Origin of the sequence: Citrobacter braakii (assembly GCF_002075345.1) — a bacterium.
Taxonomy (GTDB): Bacteria; Pseudomonadota; Gammaproteobacteria; order Enterobacterales; family Enterobacteriaceae; genus Citrobacter; species Citrobacter braakii.
Window position 1 is genome coordinate 1 of sequence record NZ_NAEW01000025.1, and the last position, 15,125, is coordinate 15,125.

At 52.8% G+C, this 15,125-nt stretch carries 19 protein-coding genes; 7 read left to right on the forward strand and 12 right to left on the reverse strand.

The annotated features are described in order from the left end of the window. From BZK42_RS25050 to bfr, 3 genes are all read left to right on the forward strand, one after another. A partial coding sequence (locus BZK42_RS25050) for an EF-Tu C-terminal domain-related protein (RefSeq protein ID WP_446661267.1) occupies positions 1-143 on the forward strand: 143 nt, incomplete at its 5' end. 185 nt (positions 144-328) lie between these two features. Continuing rightward, positions 329-523 (forward strand): bacterioferritin-associated ferredoxin, encoded by a 195-nt coding sequence (bfd, locus tag BZK42_RS25060; RefSeq protein WP_003031111.1) that lies wholly within the window; start codon positions 329-331, stop codon positions 521-523. Between the two features lie 71 nt (positions 524-594). Beyond that, a complete protein-coding gene (gene bfr, locus BZK42_RS25065; protein WP_016154761.1) occupies positions 595-1,068 on the forward strand; it encodes a bacterioferritin in 474 nt (157 codons plus the stop codon). Between the two features lie 37 nt (positions 1,069-1,105). On the opposite strand, the gene BZK42_RS25070 is transcribed toward bfr, so the two are convergent. Genes BZK42_RS25070 through gspC form a run of 12 tightly spaced genes read right to left on the reverse strand, consistent with a single transcriptional unit; the run spans position 1,106 to position 11,873 of the window. Continuing rightward, positions 1,106-1,885 carry a prepilin peptidase gene (locus tag BZK42_RS25070; RefSeq protein WP_080860772.1) on the reverse strand — a complete coding sequence of 260 codons (780 nt, stop codon included), beginning with the start codon at positions 1,883-1,885 and terminating at the stop codon, positions 1,106-1,108. Further along, a complete protein-coding gene (gene gspM / locus BZK42_RS25075; RefSeq protein ID WP_080860773.1) occupies positions 1,882-2,349 on the reverse strand; it encodes a type II secretion system protein M in 468 nt (155 codons plus the stop codon). Before gspM ends, BZK42_RS25070 begins: the two co-directional genes overlap by 4 nt. Then, complete coding sequence (gene gspL / locus BZK42_RS25080; RefSeq protein WP_080860775.1) at positions 2,346-3,491, reverse strand: type II secretion system protein GspL; 1,146 nt, start codon at positions 3,489-3,491, stop codon at positions 2,346-2,348. Before gspL ends, gspM begins: the two co-directional genes overlap by 4 nt. A 10-nt stretch (positions 3,492-3,501) precedes the next feature. Beyond that, positions 3,502-4,488 carry a type II secretion system minor pseudopilin GspK gene (gene gspK / locus BZK42_RS25085; RefSeq protein WP_080860777.1) on the reverse strand — a complete coding sequence of 329 codons (987 nt, stop codon included), beginning with the start codon at positions 4,486-4,488 and terminating at the stop codon, positions 3,502-3,504. Then, positions 4,485-5,057 carry a type II secretion system protein GspJ gene (locus tag BZK42_RS25090; RefSeq protein ID WP_080860779.1) on the reverse strand — a complete coding sequence of 191 codons (573 nt, stop codon included), beginning with the start codon at positions 5,055-5,057 and terminating at the stop codon, positions 4,485-4,487. The genes gspK and BZK42_RS25090 overlap by 4 nt, the downstream gene beginning before the upstream one ends. Further along, on the reverse strand, positions 5,041-5,427 hold the full coding sequence (gene gspI / locus BZK42_RS25095; RefSeq protein WP_080860781.1) for a type II secretion system minor pseudopilin GspI: 387 nt from the start codon (positions 5,425-5,427) through the stop codon (positions 5,041-5,043). The genes BZK42_RS25090 and gspI overlap by 17 nt, the downstream gene beginning before the upstream one ends. Continuing rightward, complete coding sequence (gene gspH / locus BZK42_RS25100; protein WP_080860783.1) at positions 5,424-5,915, reverse strand: type II secretion system minor pseudopilin GspH; 492 nt, start codon at positions 5,913-5,915, stop codon at positions 5,424-5,426. The genes gspI and gspH overlap by 4 nt, the downstream gene beginning before the upstream one ends. A 5-nt stretch (positions 5,916-5,920) precedes the next feature. Further along, a complete protein-coding gene (gene gspG, locus BZK42_RS25105) occupies positions 5,921-6,358 on the reverse strand; it encodes a type II secretion system major pseudopilin GspG (RefSeq protein WP_016154753.1) in 438 nt (145 codons plus the stop codon). Positions 6,359-6,367: 9 nt separating this feature from the next. Next, positions 6,368-7,579, reverse strand: a complete 1,212-nt coding sequence (gene gspF / locus BZK42_RS25110) for a type II secretion system inner membrane protein GspF (protein WP_080860785.1) — start codon at positions 7,577-7,579, stop codon at positions 6,368-6,370. Further along, positions 7,576-9,066, reverse strand: a complete 1,491-nt coding sequence (gene gspE, locus BZK42_RS25115) for a type II secretion system ATPase GspE (RefSeq protein ID WP_080860787.1) — start codon at positions 9,064-9,066, stop codon at positions 7,576-7,578. Before gspE ends, gspF begins: the two co-directional genes overlap by 4 nt. 6 nt (positions 9,067-9,072) lie before the next feature. Next, positions 9,073-11,058, reverse strand: a complete 1,986-nt coding sequence (gspD, locus tag BZK42_RS25120) for a type II secretion system secretin GspD (protein ID WP_080860789.1) — start codon at positions 11,056-11,058, stop codon at positions 9,073-9,075. A gap of 17 nt (positions 11,059-11,075) precedes the next feature. Beyond that, positions 11,076-11,873: a type II secretion system protein GspC gene (gene gspC / locus BZK42_RS25125; RefSeq protein WP_080860790.1), complete on the reverse strand. Its 798-nt coding sequence runs from the start codon at positions 11,871-11,873 to the stop codon at positions 11,076-11,078. A gap of 166 nt (positions 11,874-12,039) precedes the next feature. Here gspC and BZK42_RS25130 point away from each other — a divergent pair, with 166 nt between their 5' ends. The 4 genes from BZK42_RS25130 to rplC all read left to right on the forward strand — a co-directional run bounded on the left by BZK42_RS25130 (position 12,040) and on the right by rplC (position 15,117). Further along, positions 12,040-13,554, forward strand: coding sequence for an AAA family ATPase (locus BZK42_RS25130; RefSeq protein ID WP_080860792.1), 1,515 nt, complete (start codon positions 12,040-12,042; stop codon positions 13,552-13,554). After that, a complete protein-coding gene (locus BZK42_RS25135; protein ID WP_080860794.1) occupies positions 13,554-13,937 on the forward strand; it encodes a hypothetical protein in 384 nt (127 codons plus the stop codon). Before BZK42_RS25130 ends, BZK42_RS25135 begins: the two co-directional genes overlap by 1 nt. A gap of 206 nt (positions 13,938-14,143) precedes the next feature. After that, entirely contained in the window at positions 14,144-14,455 is a 312-nt protein-coding gene (gene rpsJ / locus BZK42_RS25140) for a 30S ribosomal protein S10 (protein WP_001181005.1), read from the forward strand. Positions 14,456-14,487: 32 nt separating this feature from the next. Beyond that, a complete protein-coding gene (gene rplC, locus BZK42_RS25145; protein WP_003031117.1) occupies positions 14,488-15,117 on the forward strand; it encodes a 50S ribosomal protein L3 in 630 nt (209 codons plus the stop codon). Positions 15,118-15,125 lie beyond the last annotated feature (8 nt).

Genomic DNA, 15,125 nt, shown 5'->3' on the forward strand with positions numbered 1-15,125 from the left:
TTGAGATGGTAATGCCGGGCGACAACATCAAAATGGTTGTTACCCTGATCCACCCAATCGCGATGGACGACGGTCTGCGTTTCGCAATCCGTGAAGGCGGCCGTACTGTTGGTGCGGGCGTTGTTGCTAAAGTAATGAGCTAATTATTGATTAATTAGCTTTGAGCTTAAAAAGGGCGCTTCGGCGCCCTTTTTGCTGTCCGCGATTTAGCAGTTGTCATATTTATTCGCATTTTTCATTCATTCTCCCGCTGCGTAAATAGCGTTGTGCTATTGTAATCATAACTATTCTCATTTACACTTTGCGCAGAAATTGAACGGGAGCGATCATGTACGTTTGTTTGTGTAATGCGATAAGTGATAAAAAAATACGTCAGGCTGTTCGCCAGTTTCATCCTCAGTCCTTTCAGCAATTGCGTAAATTTATTCCTGTTGGAAATCAATGCGGTAAGTGTATTCGTGCTGCCCGCGAAGTCATGCAGGATGAATTAACGCAAATGCCAGAATTTAAAGAGATCGCCTAAGTCACACTCTTTTTTTTGACATCCCTGTAGCCCCATCTACGCTCTAAGAGTGGAAGCGGAGGGACTATAAAATGAAAGGTGATGTTAAAATCATAAATTATCTCAATAAACTATTGGGAAATGAGCTTGTCGCAATCAACCAGTATTTTCTCCATGCTCGTATGTTCAAAAACTGGGGACTGACTCGCCTCAATGATGTTGAGTACCATGAATCTATCGATGAGATGAAACACGCTGATAAATATATCGAGCGTATTTTATTCTTAGAAGGGCTCCCAAACTTACAGGATCTTGGTAAGTTGGGTATAGGCGAAGATGTTGAAGAGATGCTGCAATCCGATCTTCGACTCGAACTCGATGGGGCTAAAGATTTACGTGAAGCCATTGCCTATGCCGACAGCGTCCATGACTACGTTAGCCGGGATATGATGATCGAAATCCTTGCTGATGAAGAAGGTCACATTGACTGGCTGGAAACGGAACTGGATCTGCTCCAGAAGATGGGACTCCAGAACTATCTTCAGGCACAGATTCGCGAAGCGTAGACGCAAACTTTGCAGAGCGGCAGACCTGCCGCTCCTTTCAGTACCCGATAACACCTGAACTTTGCGCGCTGAAAATCAACCAACCTGCCAGTCCAAGCCACGGACCGAACGCGATAAGCGGTATCGACGTCCTTCGGGTAAGGCGTAGGATCAGCCACCAGACAATGCCCAGCAATGATGCAGCGAGTAAAATGGGCGGTAGCGCTGGCCATCCACACCAGGCACCCATCGCTGCCAGTAGCTTAGCGTCACCCAGGCCGATGCCCTCTTTGCCCGCGATTATTTTGCATCCCCACCAGACCAGCCATAGCGTCAGATAGCCAGCGACAGCGCCGTACAGCGCGTCGGATAACATCTCTCTGTCGTAAACGCTGTGATACATCAGACCGAGCCAGAGCAGCGGCTGCGTCAGCACATCCGGCAGCAGGTACGTCCGGAGATCAATTTGCGCCAGTGCGAAAATAAACCAGAACAGCGTCATGATGGCAATCGCATCAGACATTGAAGGGACAAACGCGGCGATAAGCGCAAAAACACAAGAACACGCCAGTTCAGTCAGTGGGTAACGCCATGAAATTGGCTTAGCGCAGGCCTGGCAACGCCCCCGCTGCCACAGCCAACTGAATAGTGGAATAGTGTTACGCACCGATAGCCTGTGCTGGCAGTGCGGACAGTGCGACGGAGGCCAGGCGATATTCCATGTTTCGCTGTGCCGATGCTCAATCATGATCGGCAGTCGATAAACCACTACATTCATAAAGCTGCCGACTATCAGCCCGACAAATGCCATTGCTGCAATGTTAATGAGTTCCGTCATTTCCCCACCGGATAGAGTTCAAGGGCTTCCACCGCAATCTCCCCGGCGACCGGGCGGGCGCTAAACGTGAGTTGCGAAACCTGTATTCCCTCATTTTGTAGGGTATTAAGCCACGCAAATAATGGTTCGGTTTTGACAACGGGAAGCGAGATCGCAAAATGATCGGGAGTGGATGTCACAACGCTGATATTCAGACCTGCCTGCTGCGCGCTATGTTGTATCAGTGCCGGATCGGTCTTTGTGCCCGGTCTACTGGCAACTAATCCGCGACGCTGAATCGCCTCATTTACCCACTGGATCTCACTCCTGAGACGAACATTTTCCTGCCCCTGCTGTGCAATAGCGTTATCCAGGGGCTGAACCACGCCGTACCAGAATCCCGCCAGCAGACAGAAAACGGCGAGGAATATCAGACTGCGTTGCTCTCTGCCGTTTTTTTCGCTCCACCAGCTATTCATATTCATTTGCGCTCCTTCAGGGTCAGCCGGACGCTACCTGTCGTCCCTTCTGGCGGTTGAGTCAGGATAAATTCGTCGTTTGTCTGCACCATAAAGCGGCGAAGATGTTCCGGATCGCGAACGTTGAGCGTCAGGGTAAAAAGGCGTTGTTCGAGCCGGTAGTTGACCTCGCGGATGGTAAGCCCCGGCAATGTGCTTAATCGGGTCTGAAGCTGAGTCAGTAACGTCAGCACATCCGGATAGCGATCCCTCGCGGACGATTCGAAGAAATATTTAAAATTGCTGTTGCGGTTATCACCTGGGAAATAGCGGTTCCACAGGGTGGCACCTTCCGCTGAGAGCGCCTGTTTCTGTTGATGAAGCTGCCAGAGCATCACCCCTTTCAGCCCTGAGAAGAGCGCTATTGCCAGGGCAAATGTTGCTATGGCGGCATATTTCAGCAGACGCGGGGTCGGTTGTGTCGGGGGCAAAGGGCGGAAGCTGCCGTGTAATACGTTAATGTCCTGAATATTATCGCCATTGCAGGCGCACGCCAGCGGCGGCTGCCAGTCAAGGTATTCGACATGAGCGTGAGGCACAGGAAGCGGGCTGGCGCTGATGATTTTTTGCTCTGTATGGCTGGCGAGTAAATGCGTGAGCAGTGCTTCACTCAGCACGCCTGTTTTCCACGCGTCGTAACGGATTAACCATCGCTCATCTTGTTTTAGCAGACTCCAGCTATCCGTGACATACGGCAGCCAGAAACCATCCGGAACGATATACGTCAACGTCACGCCAGCTGTGCGGAAAGTCGTCAATAGATCGTTCAGCGTGGTCCTGGCGATCCCGGCCAGATGGAGCGTGTTTTCTTCTCTGGTGAGAACCGTCCAGTGCAGGCTATCTGTATCACCGACAACGGCGTCCTCCACCAGCCAGCCCAGCGTTTGTTCACTGATTTTGTAGTTTTCCGTCGGTAATTCGACGCGACGAAAACAGAAATAATCAGGTGACAGGAACAGGCAGGCGTTACCGGCATCCGGCAGGTCGGCCAGCGCGTTCGGCTGGAGGTAAGCCGCCTGTTCAACAATAACCGGAGGCTGTGCCTCGTTGGGGCAGCACCATTCCAGTTTTCCCGGCAGCGGACGTAGCAGTAATGTGTCTGGCGTCATTTAGTTCCCTTTAATGGTCGCGCGCCACGCTTTTGCGGGCTGTAATAAACAGAGCCTTTCTTTTGGGATCGTATTCCAGCTGGCTGATGGTGCTCCCGGCGCTATCGCCCTGTTCGATAGTCGTTTCAAGGCGGAAGTAACGACTGGTCGCCACCGCAATGCTTTTGAATGTGGACTGCGACAGCTTATGAGCTGGATTATCCTTATCGAATGTCTTTAACAGCGTCTCAATGCTGATTTTTCGTCCTTTGCGCGGGGTATCAAAAAAGCGCTCAATCTCGCGTGGCGGGACAGCATTATTGAGCATCGCCGCAAGCAACGGTGCATCCCGGCGCGTCAGGGTGTTGATGTTGATTTTTAGCTCATCATCAGGCAGCGCGCAGAGTAGCGGGGAGATTTGCTGGTAAAGAGAAAGCGTCATCCCTTTGATTTGTTTGAGCTCACTGATTGACCAGATACGTCGTCCGCCAATGGTGTGGGGGTCGTTACTTGTTTGGTAATACTCATTTTCGGCACCGGAGGCGCGTGGGATATCGTCGTTATCGATGTAGTCGGCGATAGCATCAACCAGCGCCTCAGCTTGGGCATTGGTGACGCCGACGTTGTCCAGCAGCGCGAGAAAGACGCTCACGCTGGCGGGCGGCTCTTTCATTCGATCGGTCGGGGCGTTAATCAGCGCATTAATGTTGTAACAGGCCTGCTCGTCAGATAGCTGCCAGCTAACAGCGTCGCCGCTGGCGAGCTGAATACGCTGCGGCTGCGCCCAGAGCTGCTCGTGAGTGAGGTATTTCTCATTATCCCGCAGGTCCTGTTCAAGAATACGCATGGCCTGGCTTTCAGCCAGCTCTGCCAGCCAGTTTTGCTGTAGCCGCATCCGGGTGTAGCTGGTACGTTTGAGGTTGATCTGGTAGCGCACGGTCATTTCGCTGGCCAGCGCCGCCATAATTGCCAGGATCATCAGCACTACCAGCAGCGCCACGCCCTTTTGCCGGGTCATTGCTGTTCTCCTGGCTGGCGGTTCTCTGGTAACAGCGTCAGACGAGTTATCGTGCCGGAATCAGCAAGTTTAAGAGTGACTTCCATCGCGCCAGGAGATGGGGTAGCCGCCGTGTCCATCCACGCTTTCTCTTTACTGTTGTAATAACGCAACGTGAAGGCGTTCACACCATTGAGCATCGGTTGAGTGATGGCCGGGGTTGTATCTTCCGGGTAGCGCCAGAGCGTGCGGTATAAAGTATGATCCTGCAGATACCACTGAACTCGCTGGATATCGGGCGCACAGCAGGCGTCGGGATAACTGTTACTGCTGGCTGTCGTCAGCATCAGCGTCTCTTTTTCGCCCTGCAATTGGGTTACCGGCACCCGCTGTCGGATATCTTTATCCAGCAAATTGACGGTACGCACGATAGCGGAAAAACGCTGCTGATGCTTTTTGGTCTGCTCGTTACTGTCAATTGTCGTCGTCAGCATCTGCGCCGTCAGCAGGCTGAGCATGGCGAACAGAGCAATAGCCAGTAAAACTTCCAGCAGGGTAAAGCCGTGCTGTTTCTCAGGGCCGGGAGACATTTTGCGGTCTTCCTTGTGGCGAGGGAATAAAGCGCTGCAGGCGGATCTTCTGCTTGTCCTCAAGGGCGACGTCAACTGTCCAGGTGCTGAGGCCAGAAGCATCGGCGGGTGAGACTGTCAACGACCAGTCCCAGCGGCGTTTACCCATAATGCTGCTGCCTGTCGCTGTTTTAGCGGGGATCTGCCCGGTTAGTTGATAGGTTTTGAGCACATTATCCGCTACCCAACCGGCAAGCACCTGTTCTTCCATTTTTGCGGTGGCGCTAACCTGGCCGTGTAGGCTGTTGAGTAGCGCGAGAGAGCAGGTGGCGAAAATGAATATCGCCAGCAGCACTTCCAGAAGCGTCATTCCTGATTGCCTTTGGCTCATCGGCTTTCGCCTCGGGTGAGCACCAGCGGCAGCCCGCCGGTACTGGCGAGCGTGAACAGCAGCGTATTATTTTTACGGCTGCGGATGTGTAGCGTAAACGGCGTAATTTCACCGTCCGGGTGAATCAGAATTTGCGGCGTGCCGACGGATTGCCTGGCGAGCGACGCCGGGAACAGAGCCACCTGCCAGTCACTTTCCCACTTGCCCTCGGTCGCCAGGCGATAGAACTGGGTTGGCGTCTGCCAGCGATCGCCAATCGGTGTGACGATGCGCCAGCCTTGTTCGCGGATCTCAATACCGGTACTGCGGTCCTCCATGGTTGACCAGTCAGCGGCATATTCAGTCAGCGCCGCCAGCTGTTCGGCTGCAGTAATAGCTTTCGCGGTATCATTTTGTCGCCCGTAGGTCATCATCACCAGCGAGGCGCCAAGCGCGATAATCGTCAGCACCAGAATGACTTCCAGTAGCGTGAATCCCTTCTGCCTCATTCCGATTATTTCGCTTTGCCCAGTTCCCAGTTAGTAATGTCGTCAGCGGTGCCGGGTTCACCGTCCTGACCTGCGGAGAGAATATCGTAATCGCCGTGTTCACCAGGGCTAACCAGCAGATACTCATTACCCCAGGGATCCTGTGGCAGACGCTTGATATAGCCCTTCGCGTTGTAATTTTCCGGGATTGGGCTGGCGGTCGGTTTTTCGACCAGCGCCTTTAGCCCCTGCGCCGTCAGCGGATAGCGATAGTTATCCAGTTTGTACATATCCAGCGCATTCTCCAGCGCCACGATGTCGCTGACGGCTTTCTGGTGATCGGCTTTGTCTTTATTGCCCATTAAACTGGGGACGACCAGGCTTGCGAGGATGCCCAAAATAACCAGCACCACCATCATCTCAAGCAGCGTAAATCCTCGCTGCTTATGTGCATCACTATTCACGTTTTATCCTTAACTTACCAATGAGTTGAGTTGCAAAATGGGTTGCAGAACCGAGACGATGATGAACAGCACAATCATCGCCATCGTAATAATCAGCGCGGGTTCAAACAGCGCCAGCGTCAGTGCAATGCGGTTTTGTAGCAGTGTTTCCTGCTGGTCGGCGGCGCGCGCCATTAGCTCGCTGAGTTGGCCGCTTTTTTCCCCGGAGGCAATCATGTAGAGCATCATCGGCGGGAAGAGATCGCATTTTTCCAGGGCGAGATGAAAGCCTGAACCCTGGCGCACGCGCTCCGCGGCCTGACCCAGCCGCTGACTGATTTCTCGGTTACCGATGCCTTCGGTTGCCAGCGTCATCCCTTCCAGCAGCGGAACGCCGCTGATATTAAGAATGCTCAGGGTGCGCAAATAACGGGCGCAGTGGATAGCGCGCAGCAGGGCGCGACTGAGTTTGAAATCAAGAAGCCAGCGGTCAAGCAGATGCCGTTTGCCGGGGCGGGTGAGCCAGTGGCGAAACAGGAAATAGGCAATCAGCAGCAATGCGATTACCCACAATCCGTAGTGGCGCATGGCACCACTGATTGCCAGCAACACGCGCGTGGACATCGGCAGCGCTTCTTTCATATGCAGAAACTGCTCTACGATTTTGGGCACTACGGTGGTGAGCAGGATAGCGACGACGGCGATCGCCACGCTGGTCAGCAGGGAAGGATAAATCAGTGACTGGATGAGTTTACTGCGTGTTGCCTGGCGTAACTCATTGTAGTCAGCCAGCTGTTCCAGCACACAGCCGAGCTGTCCGCTTTTTTCGCCGGCTTTCACCAGCGTGCGGTAAACGGAATCGAAGATCCGCGGCCAGGCGGCCAGCGATTCGGAAAGCGTATGTCCGGCGAGGATCCGTTCGCGCAGGTCGTGTAGCACCAGCCCCAGTTTATTATTTTTGTTCTGCCGACCAATAACGAACAGCGCCTCTTCAAGCGGTAGCGAAGCGTTGGCCAGTGTGGCGAGCTGGCGGGTGAACAGCGCCAGTTCACTTCCGCTAAGCCGTAAACGAGGCGTTTCATTTACCGTCCGGAACAGCGAGATGACTTTTTTCTCATTTAACACCAGCGGGTGCAGACCCTGGGCGCGCAGCGCCTCGCGCGCCTCTTTGCAGCTGGCGGCATCCAGCGTTCCACGGTGAGTCGTGCCGCTGTCATCCATTGCCTGCCACTGATATTTCATCGTGTATCCTCTTGGGCAGAGGTGACGCGCATGACTTCCTCAAGCGTGGTTTCGCCTGCCAGCACGCGCAGCAGGCCGTTCTCCCGCAGGCTCCGGCTTTGCTGGCGCAGGCACTGCTCCAGGGCGTGTTCATCGGCGTCGCGATGGATGATGCTGCGCATAGTTTTATCCACCAGCATAATTTCATGAATCGCCAGTCGCCCCTGATAGCCTGTTCCCCGACATTCGCCGCATCCGCAAGCCTGCCAGATTGTCTGAGCGGTGGGATCGAGCGCGTGCAGGAGGGATTTCTGAGAGTCAGGAATGGGAGCATGCACGCGGCAGGCTGGACAGAGGCGACGCACCAGGCGTTGGGCGATAACGCCGCTTAGCGATGATGAGAGCAGGAACGGTTCGACACCCATATCCCGTAATCGGGTAATTGCACCGCAGGCGCTGTTAGTGTGTAGGGTGGAAAGCACCAGGTGTCCGGTGAGCGATGCCTGAACCGCTATCTGCGCGGTTTCGGCGTCACGAATTTCGCCGACCATGACGATGTCCGGATCCTGGCGCAGGATGGCGCGCAGTCCCCTGGCGAAAGACATATCCACCCGGCTGTTTACCTGGGTTTGTCCGACGCCTTCCAGCTCGTACTCGATGGGATCTTCGACGGTCAGGATATTACGCTGGGGGGAATTCAGCTCGGCGAGAATCGCATACAGCGTGGTGCTTTTTCCCGACCCCGTCGGGCCGGTGACGAGAATGATGCCGTGCGGCTGCTGTACTAAACCCTTCAGCCGCAGGCTATCCACCGCCGATAACCCCATATTCTCCAGCGTCAGGCGCAGACTGTTTTTATCCAGCAGGCGCAATACAGCTCTTTCGCCGTACTGCGAGGGCAACGTCGAAACGCGGACGTCAATATTTTTGCGTCCGAGGCGCAGGGAAATACGCCCATCCTGCGGCAGTCGTTTTTCGGCAATATCCAGTCGCGCCATGACTTTGATACGTGAAATCAGCAGCGGCGCCAGTTTTTTAGCGGGCTGAAGGACTGGCTTGAGGACACCATCGATACGAAAACGCACCACCAGCGATTTTTCGAAGGTTTCGATATGCACATCCGACGCGCCTTCCCTCACGGCTTCATGAAGAACCGCGTTGATCAGGCGGATAACCGGTGCGTCGTTTTCATCACTGAGCAGATCGGCGTTGTCGGGTAACTCCTCGCTCAGCGCCGTCAGGTCGATCTCCTGATCGATATCCTGGGCAATCTGCCGGGACTCTCCGGCGCCGTGCTGGAAAAGTTGCTCCAGGTGGTCGTCAAATTGCGCTGGCGTCAGGCGGCTGAAGCGCTGACAGGCAACGCTGGCCTCGAGCACGTTTTCCAGCGGCGTGTCGGTGCGGTAGAACAATTCATCCGCCGCGACCGCGATACCAAATTTTTGCCCCTGCGCGTAATTAAGCGGCAGAGGATGCTGGGGAGGAATGCGCGTCCATAAGTCAGTCATGTTGGATCATTCCCGGAAGGGATTGCGCGATGGCTGGTCGTTGGGCGCGTCGGTCGGCACATCGAAATTCAGCTCTTTAAGCATCGGGCGTTCTTCGTCCTTCACGCCGACCAATCCACTGGATTGCTTATCAATACGCTGCTGCTGTAAATCACGAAATCGGGTGTACTTATCCTTTGAGAGCGAACGATAAACCTCGTCGTCGCGAATAATGGTCGGCCTGATAAAGACCATTAAATTACGCTTCGCATTTTCCGTTGAGGTGTAGCGGAATAGCTGTCCGAGAACAGGGATATCGCCCAGCAGCGGTACTTTGGAAACCTGCTCTTTGCTTGAATCATCCAGCAGGCCACCCAGCACCACGGTTTCGCCACTTTTGACCAGCACGGCATTCTGGATAGTACGGGTGTTGAACGTCGGACCGAGATCGCTGGCGTTACCGGAGGCGGTATCGACGCTCGACACCTCCTGCTCGATCTCCATCAGCACCGCGTCGCCTTCGTTGATTTGCGGTGTGACCTTCAGTTTGGTGCCGACGGTTTTACGTTCGACCGTATTAAAGACGTTGTCGCCGGAGGTCGTTTGCGAGCCGGAAAGCACCGGCACATCCTGGCCGACATTAAACGACGCTTCTTTGTTATCCAGCGTCACAATGCTGGGGGTGGCGAGGATATCGTTTTTGTTGTCGGAGGAGATCGCGGTGAGCAGGACGCTCCAGTCCCCCTCAAAGAAGCCCGTCGCCAGGCCGTTAAAACTGCTTAACGCGCTGGCAATAGGGTTGTCACTGGTCATCGAACCGTTTTTATCAAACTGGCGCGCGCCTCTTGAGGCGTCGAAAATCGGCAGCCCCGTTTTAGTAAACTGCTGACCGCCGACGTTGCTGTTGGCCCATTGCACGCCAAGATTCAGGCCGTTGCCATCCTGGACTTCCACAATGATGGCTTCAACCAGTACCTGTGCGCGGCGAATATCCAGACGAGCGATGACTTTTTCCAGCTCCTGCATGGTGCTCTGGTCTGCGGTAATGACCACCGAGTTGGTTTGTTCATCGGCGTTAATCGAGACATCCCGGGAAGGGGTAGCCACGCTCTGCGAAGACGACTGCTTGTCTTCCGTCAGTTTGGTTGACACGCCGGTCAGCACTTCAACGATTTTAGTGGCTTTGGCGTATTTCAAATAGAACACGCGAGTATTGCCCTGCGTGGTCTGTTCGATATCCAGTTTAGCGATTAAAGATTTCATCCGCTCGCGCACATTGTCCGGCCCGCTGATAAGAAGGGCGTTGGTGCGCTTGTCGGCGACAATTTTAGGCAGCAGGATCTGCGTTGGTTTTTCCTTTGACTCTTCGCGAATCAGGCTGTTAATTACATCAGATAAATCAACTGCCGAGGCGTAGTGCAGTTTGATAAGCTCACGTTCCTGAGTACCGATAACATCGACCCGTTTCACAACCTCAAGGATGCGATTGACTATATTGGCTTTGCCGGTGATCAACAGCGCATTAGAAGGATCATAATGTACGACGTTGCCGATGCCGCCGCTGTCCATCATCTGGCGTAATAGCGGAGCCAGATCGCGTACCGGGACATTTTTCAGCGCCACGACGCGGGTGATAAATTCATCGCCGACCGCCGGTTGCGACTGTGCCAATACTTTTCCCGGCGCGGTCTTAAGCGTTGCGGAGCGAACAACCTTCAGCAGGCCGTTATCCAGGGTGATAACCGAGTAGCCGTAGATATCGAGAACGCTGAGAAAAAACTGGTAGTATTCCTCCTCGTTGAAACTGTCAAAGCTGCGAACGGAGATTTTTCCCTGGACGGACGGATCGATCAGAATGGTTTTGCCCATTTGCTTACTGACCGAGGTAATAAACTCCCGGAGATCCGCATCCTGGAAGTTTGCCGAATATTGCGCTGACATGGTTTGAAATGGAAAGGAGCAAAACTGTAGCGCCAGTATCCATGCAGCCGTTTTTTTAATTCCTTTGCGCAATTTTGTCGTCCTTAAGGTTAATCATTCTCAGTAACGGATACATTCACCAGCGCTTCCTGACCGTTTCGTATTACGGTGAACTGGGCAGAGTTTAAGGTTACAAATTCCTGTAGTGCCGCTTTTGCTGACGCTTCCTGAGTTAGCGGATGGTTGTTCATTTTGATCGCAATATCGCCTGGCCTGAGTCCGGTTGCTATAAAACGTTCAACCGGACCACGGGCGTTTAATCTGACGCCCTGTAGCGCTTCCTGCTGATAGATAAAGTTAGTAATAATGATGTCGCTGAGGGAATGTGGCGCGCTGTCATGTGGCAGCGATGGTGCCGGTGGCCTGGAGGATATATCAGGCTCATCAATAAAAGCGATGCGTTGCCGGGAGCCATTGTTATCAATCGTCACGCTATTATTATCAATGTCCGTAATTTTTACGTCAGGGAGATCGTCAAGTTTATCTCCGGTACTGTAAAACTTTGCTTTCTCATTAATGGTGATAATAGCCTGTGAACGTGTTTTTAGCGTGCTCGCAATAATGCCATTTAGCTGGAGATTGAGCATCGAATTTTTAATTGAAACATCTTCTTTATTATCAGTCGCGTTTTCCCTACTGTTTTTCGGTAAATTCATTGGCAGCCTGAGGGCAACGGACGTTATTGAGTGACTGGTTTTGTTTTTCGTATTGGTATAATCAATAAATAATCTATAGGCATATAACGAATGAATAATAAAAATGGCACCGACAAACAACATAACGCAGTACAGCACATCGTTACGCTTTCTCTTAAATATAAAGGTAAATTGCTTTGCGATAACATCCATTGTTAATAGCATGCCTGTTCTTTTCGGGAGAAGCATGATATAGGCTTACTTTCAGGTTTTCAATTTAATCGTCGGAACATGTCGTTTAATTCAAATATAAAAAATTGATGATATTTACCTGACATATAATGAGTTAAATGCCCGCATCAATTACTGGAACTTATCGATGACTGAACGCGAATTACCGTATGCAATTTACTCTTTTTCGCAACATACCCTTATCAAGAATATCTTTATTCATGAGCTGGGCGCTGGCGATGTGGGCGTATTATGCGGCAAACCGGGGTGTGGTAAATCGACGCTTATTTATCAGTTAGGTAAGAATTTTCCCGGCAGGGTAGTGGTGTTTACCGCCACCGGTTTCTCTGGTTTCTGTCAATTGACACACACGGCGTGTACGCACGGAAAACTCCAGCCAGACTGGCGAGATGTGAGAATTAACCGTTTCTGGTCAACGCTGATGCCTGCCCTTAGTCCGGCAGCGCAACCAATAATAATTGTCATTGATAATGCTGACGCACTCGCCAGACATCTTCCGGCATTTGTCGATAATTTCCGTCATCTGGCGGCTTCATTTGACGCTGGCGCCAGCTTGCTACTGGTGGGGGGCGAAGCGCTCAGGCGTAACCGACGACTTAAACGGCGTGTTACGTTATCGGCGATCATCGCTGCGCCGACGGACGATGAATATCTTGATTTTATGCATCAACAGCAACTGTGTGAGGCGGATGGCGAGCCTGTGCGGATGCGTCATGAATTTGTGCGCAAAGCGGTTCGGGCAGTGCAGGGAAACCTGGCGTTGCTGAGGCGCATCGCCCGGGCGGCGAGAAAAATGGCAACGGACAGGCAAGCGGATGTGTTAACCGCTCAACAGGAAAAATTGTTGCTGGAAACATTTACTCTCCGCTCTTGCGTATTGCGCAAGGGAATATTGCCCGGACTTTACGCTGCGCTGGCTTTGACGTTCGGCTGGCTGGCGGTCGATGTTTTTCCCCTTCAACTTCCTGTGCCCGCCGGGTTAACGGTGGCGATGACGCAAAAAAAGGAAAACCTGCCGGATATTGGCGACGCACGGGGAGGATTACGCGACGCCATGCAGCAATTATTCAGCGTCTGGGGATTCGACACAGCGCATGACGAGGCATGGTGTGACCAGGCCGATCGCGCTGAGTTGGTGTGCGAAAGCGGCAAGGAACGTTTAGATAACCTCATCAGGCGCGGGTTGCCGTGGATCGCGCATTTGAATATCGATAAACAACCGGTCTACGGTGTTGTGATGCGTGTATCAGGAAACGAGCTGGATCTTATCATTGATAATAAAACCTGGATCGTCAGTCAGGAGTGGCTGGCGAAGCACTGGCAGGGAAATTATACCCTGATGCTCAATTTAACGCCTGACAGGAAAATGCAGATCGGTGACAAGAGTCCGGCGGAAACCATCATCTGGTTTGATATGATGCTGAGCCGCGCGCTGGGTGTTCCCGGCGATAAATCAGGCTCATGGACGCCATGGTTAATCGAAAAGGTCAAAGCATTCCAGCAGCGGGAGAATTTGCCTGTGGATGGTAAGCCGGGAAAAGAGACGCTGATAAGGCTGCGTCAGAGTCTTGGAGACGCGCCGGTATTAATCAATGAGTCGGCACCCGTGCCAACACATGTGTCATCTAAGGAGCGTATGTGATGATGCACATCTATCAACCCATTGACGCGAAAACAGTGTCGAGTTGCCGCTGGCGGAAGGCGCTGCGTTTCTGTTGCTGGCTGTTGTGGGTCAGCCTGATGCTAATGTGCGGCTACTACGGACATTATGTCTGGTTGGTGCGCCATCCGACAACCGCCACGCAGGGAGTGCCCGATTCTCAGGCATATCGACTCTCGGATGTGCATTACATTTTTAAGCGGAAGCCTCTGCCGATACGCATCGATTTACCCACCCAGAACGAAGAGGGTGACAGTATGTTGGAAGAGATACCCTATGATGAAGCGTCCGAGCAGGAAGTGCCGGATGGCGAAGTATTGCGCTCACGTGTGCAACAAGCGCTGAGAGAAATCGATGGCAAATAGCCATAATCACTTGCATCCGTACTGGCTATACGTATAATACGCCAGCCTATCAAATCTGACGGGTAGTTCGATATGAACTGTGGCGGTTTACCGTCAACAACGCTCCCAATCAGGGGGCTACGTAAGAACGGTTACACTCTCCCATCAATCGTAATGGGTTTGAGGAGTAACTATTTCGTCTATAAAATAATTGGAGCTCTGGTCTCATGCAGAACCAAAGAATCCGTATCCGTTTGAAAGCGTTTGATCATCGTCTGATCGATCAATCAACCGCGGAAATCGTCGAGACTGCCAAGCGCACTGGTGCGCAGGTTCGTGGTCCGATCCCGCTGCCGACCCGCAAAGAGCGTTTCACCGTTCTGATCTCCCCGCACGTCAACAAAGACGCGCGTGATCAGTACGAGATCCGTACTCACAAGCGTCTGGTTGACATCGTTGAGCCAACTGAAAAAACCGTTGATGCTCTGATGCGTCTGGACCTGGCTGCCGGTGTAGACGTGCAGATCAGCCTGGGTTAATCAGGTCATCGAGCGATTGAGAGGTTGATACAATGATTGGTTTAGTCGGTAAAAAAGTGGGTATGACCCGCATCTTCACTGAAGATGGCGTATCTATCCCAGTAACCGTTATCGAAGTTGAAGCAAACCGCGTTACTCAGGTTAAAGATCTGGCTAACGATGGCTATCGCGCTGTTCAGGTTACCACCGGTGCTAAAAAAGCTAACCGCGTAACTAAGCCGGAAGCTGGCCACTTTGCTAAAGCTGGCGTAGAAGCTGGCCGCGGCCTGTGGGAGTTCCGTCTGGCAGATGGTGAAGAATACACCGTTGGTCAGAACATTAGCGTTGAACTGTTTGCTGACGTTAAAAAAGTTGACGTAACCGGTACCTCTAAAGGTAAAGGTTTCGCTGGTACCGTTAAGCGCTGGAACTTCCGTACCCAGGACGCTACTCACGGTAACTCCTTGTCCCACCGCGTTCCGGGTTCTATCGGTCAGAACCAGACTCCGGGCAAAGTGTTTAAAGGCAAGAAAATGGCAGGTCAGCTGGGCAACGAACGTGTAACCGTTCAGAGCCTGGACGTAGTACGTGTTGACGCTGAGCGCAACCTGCTGCTGGTTAAAGGTGGTGTTCCGGGTGCGACCGGTTGCGACCTGATCGTTAAACCAGCTGTGAAGGCGTAAGGGGATAG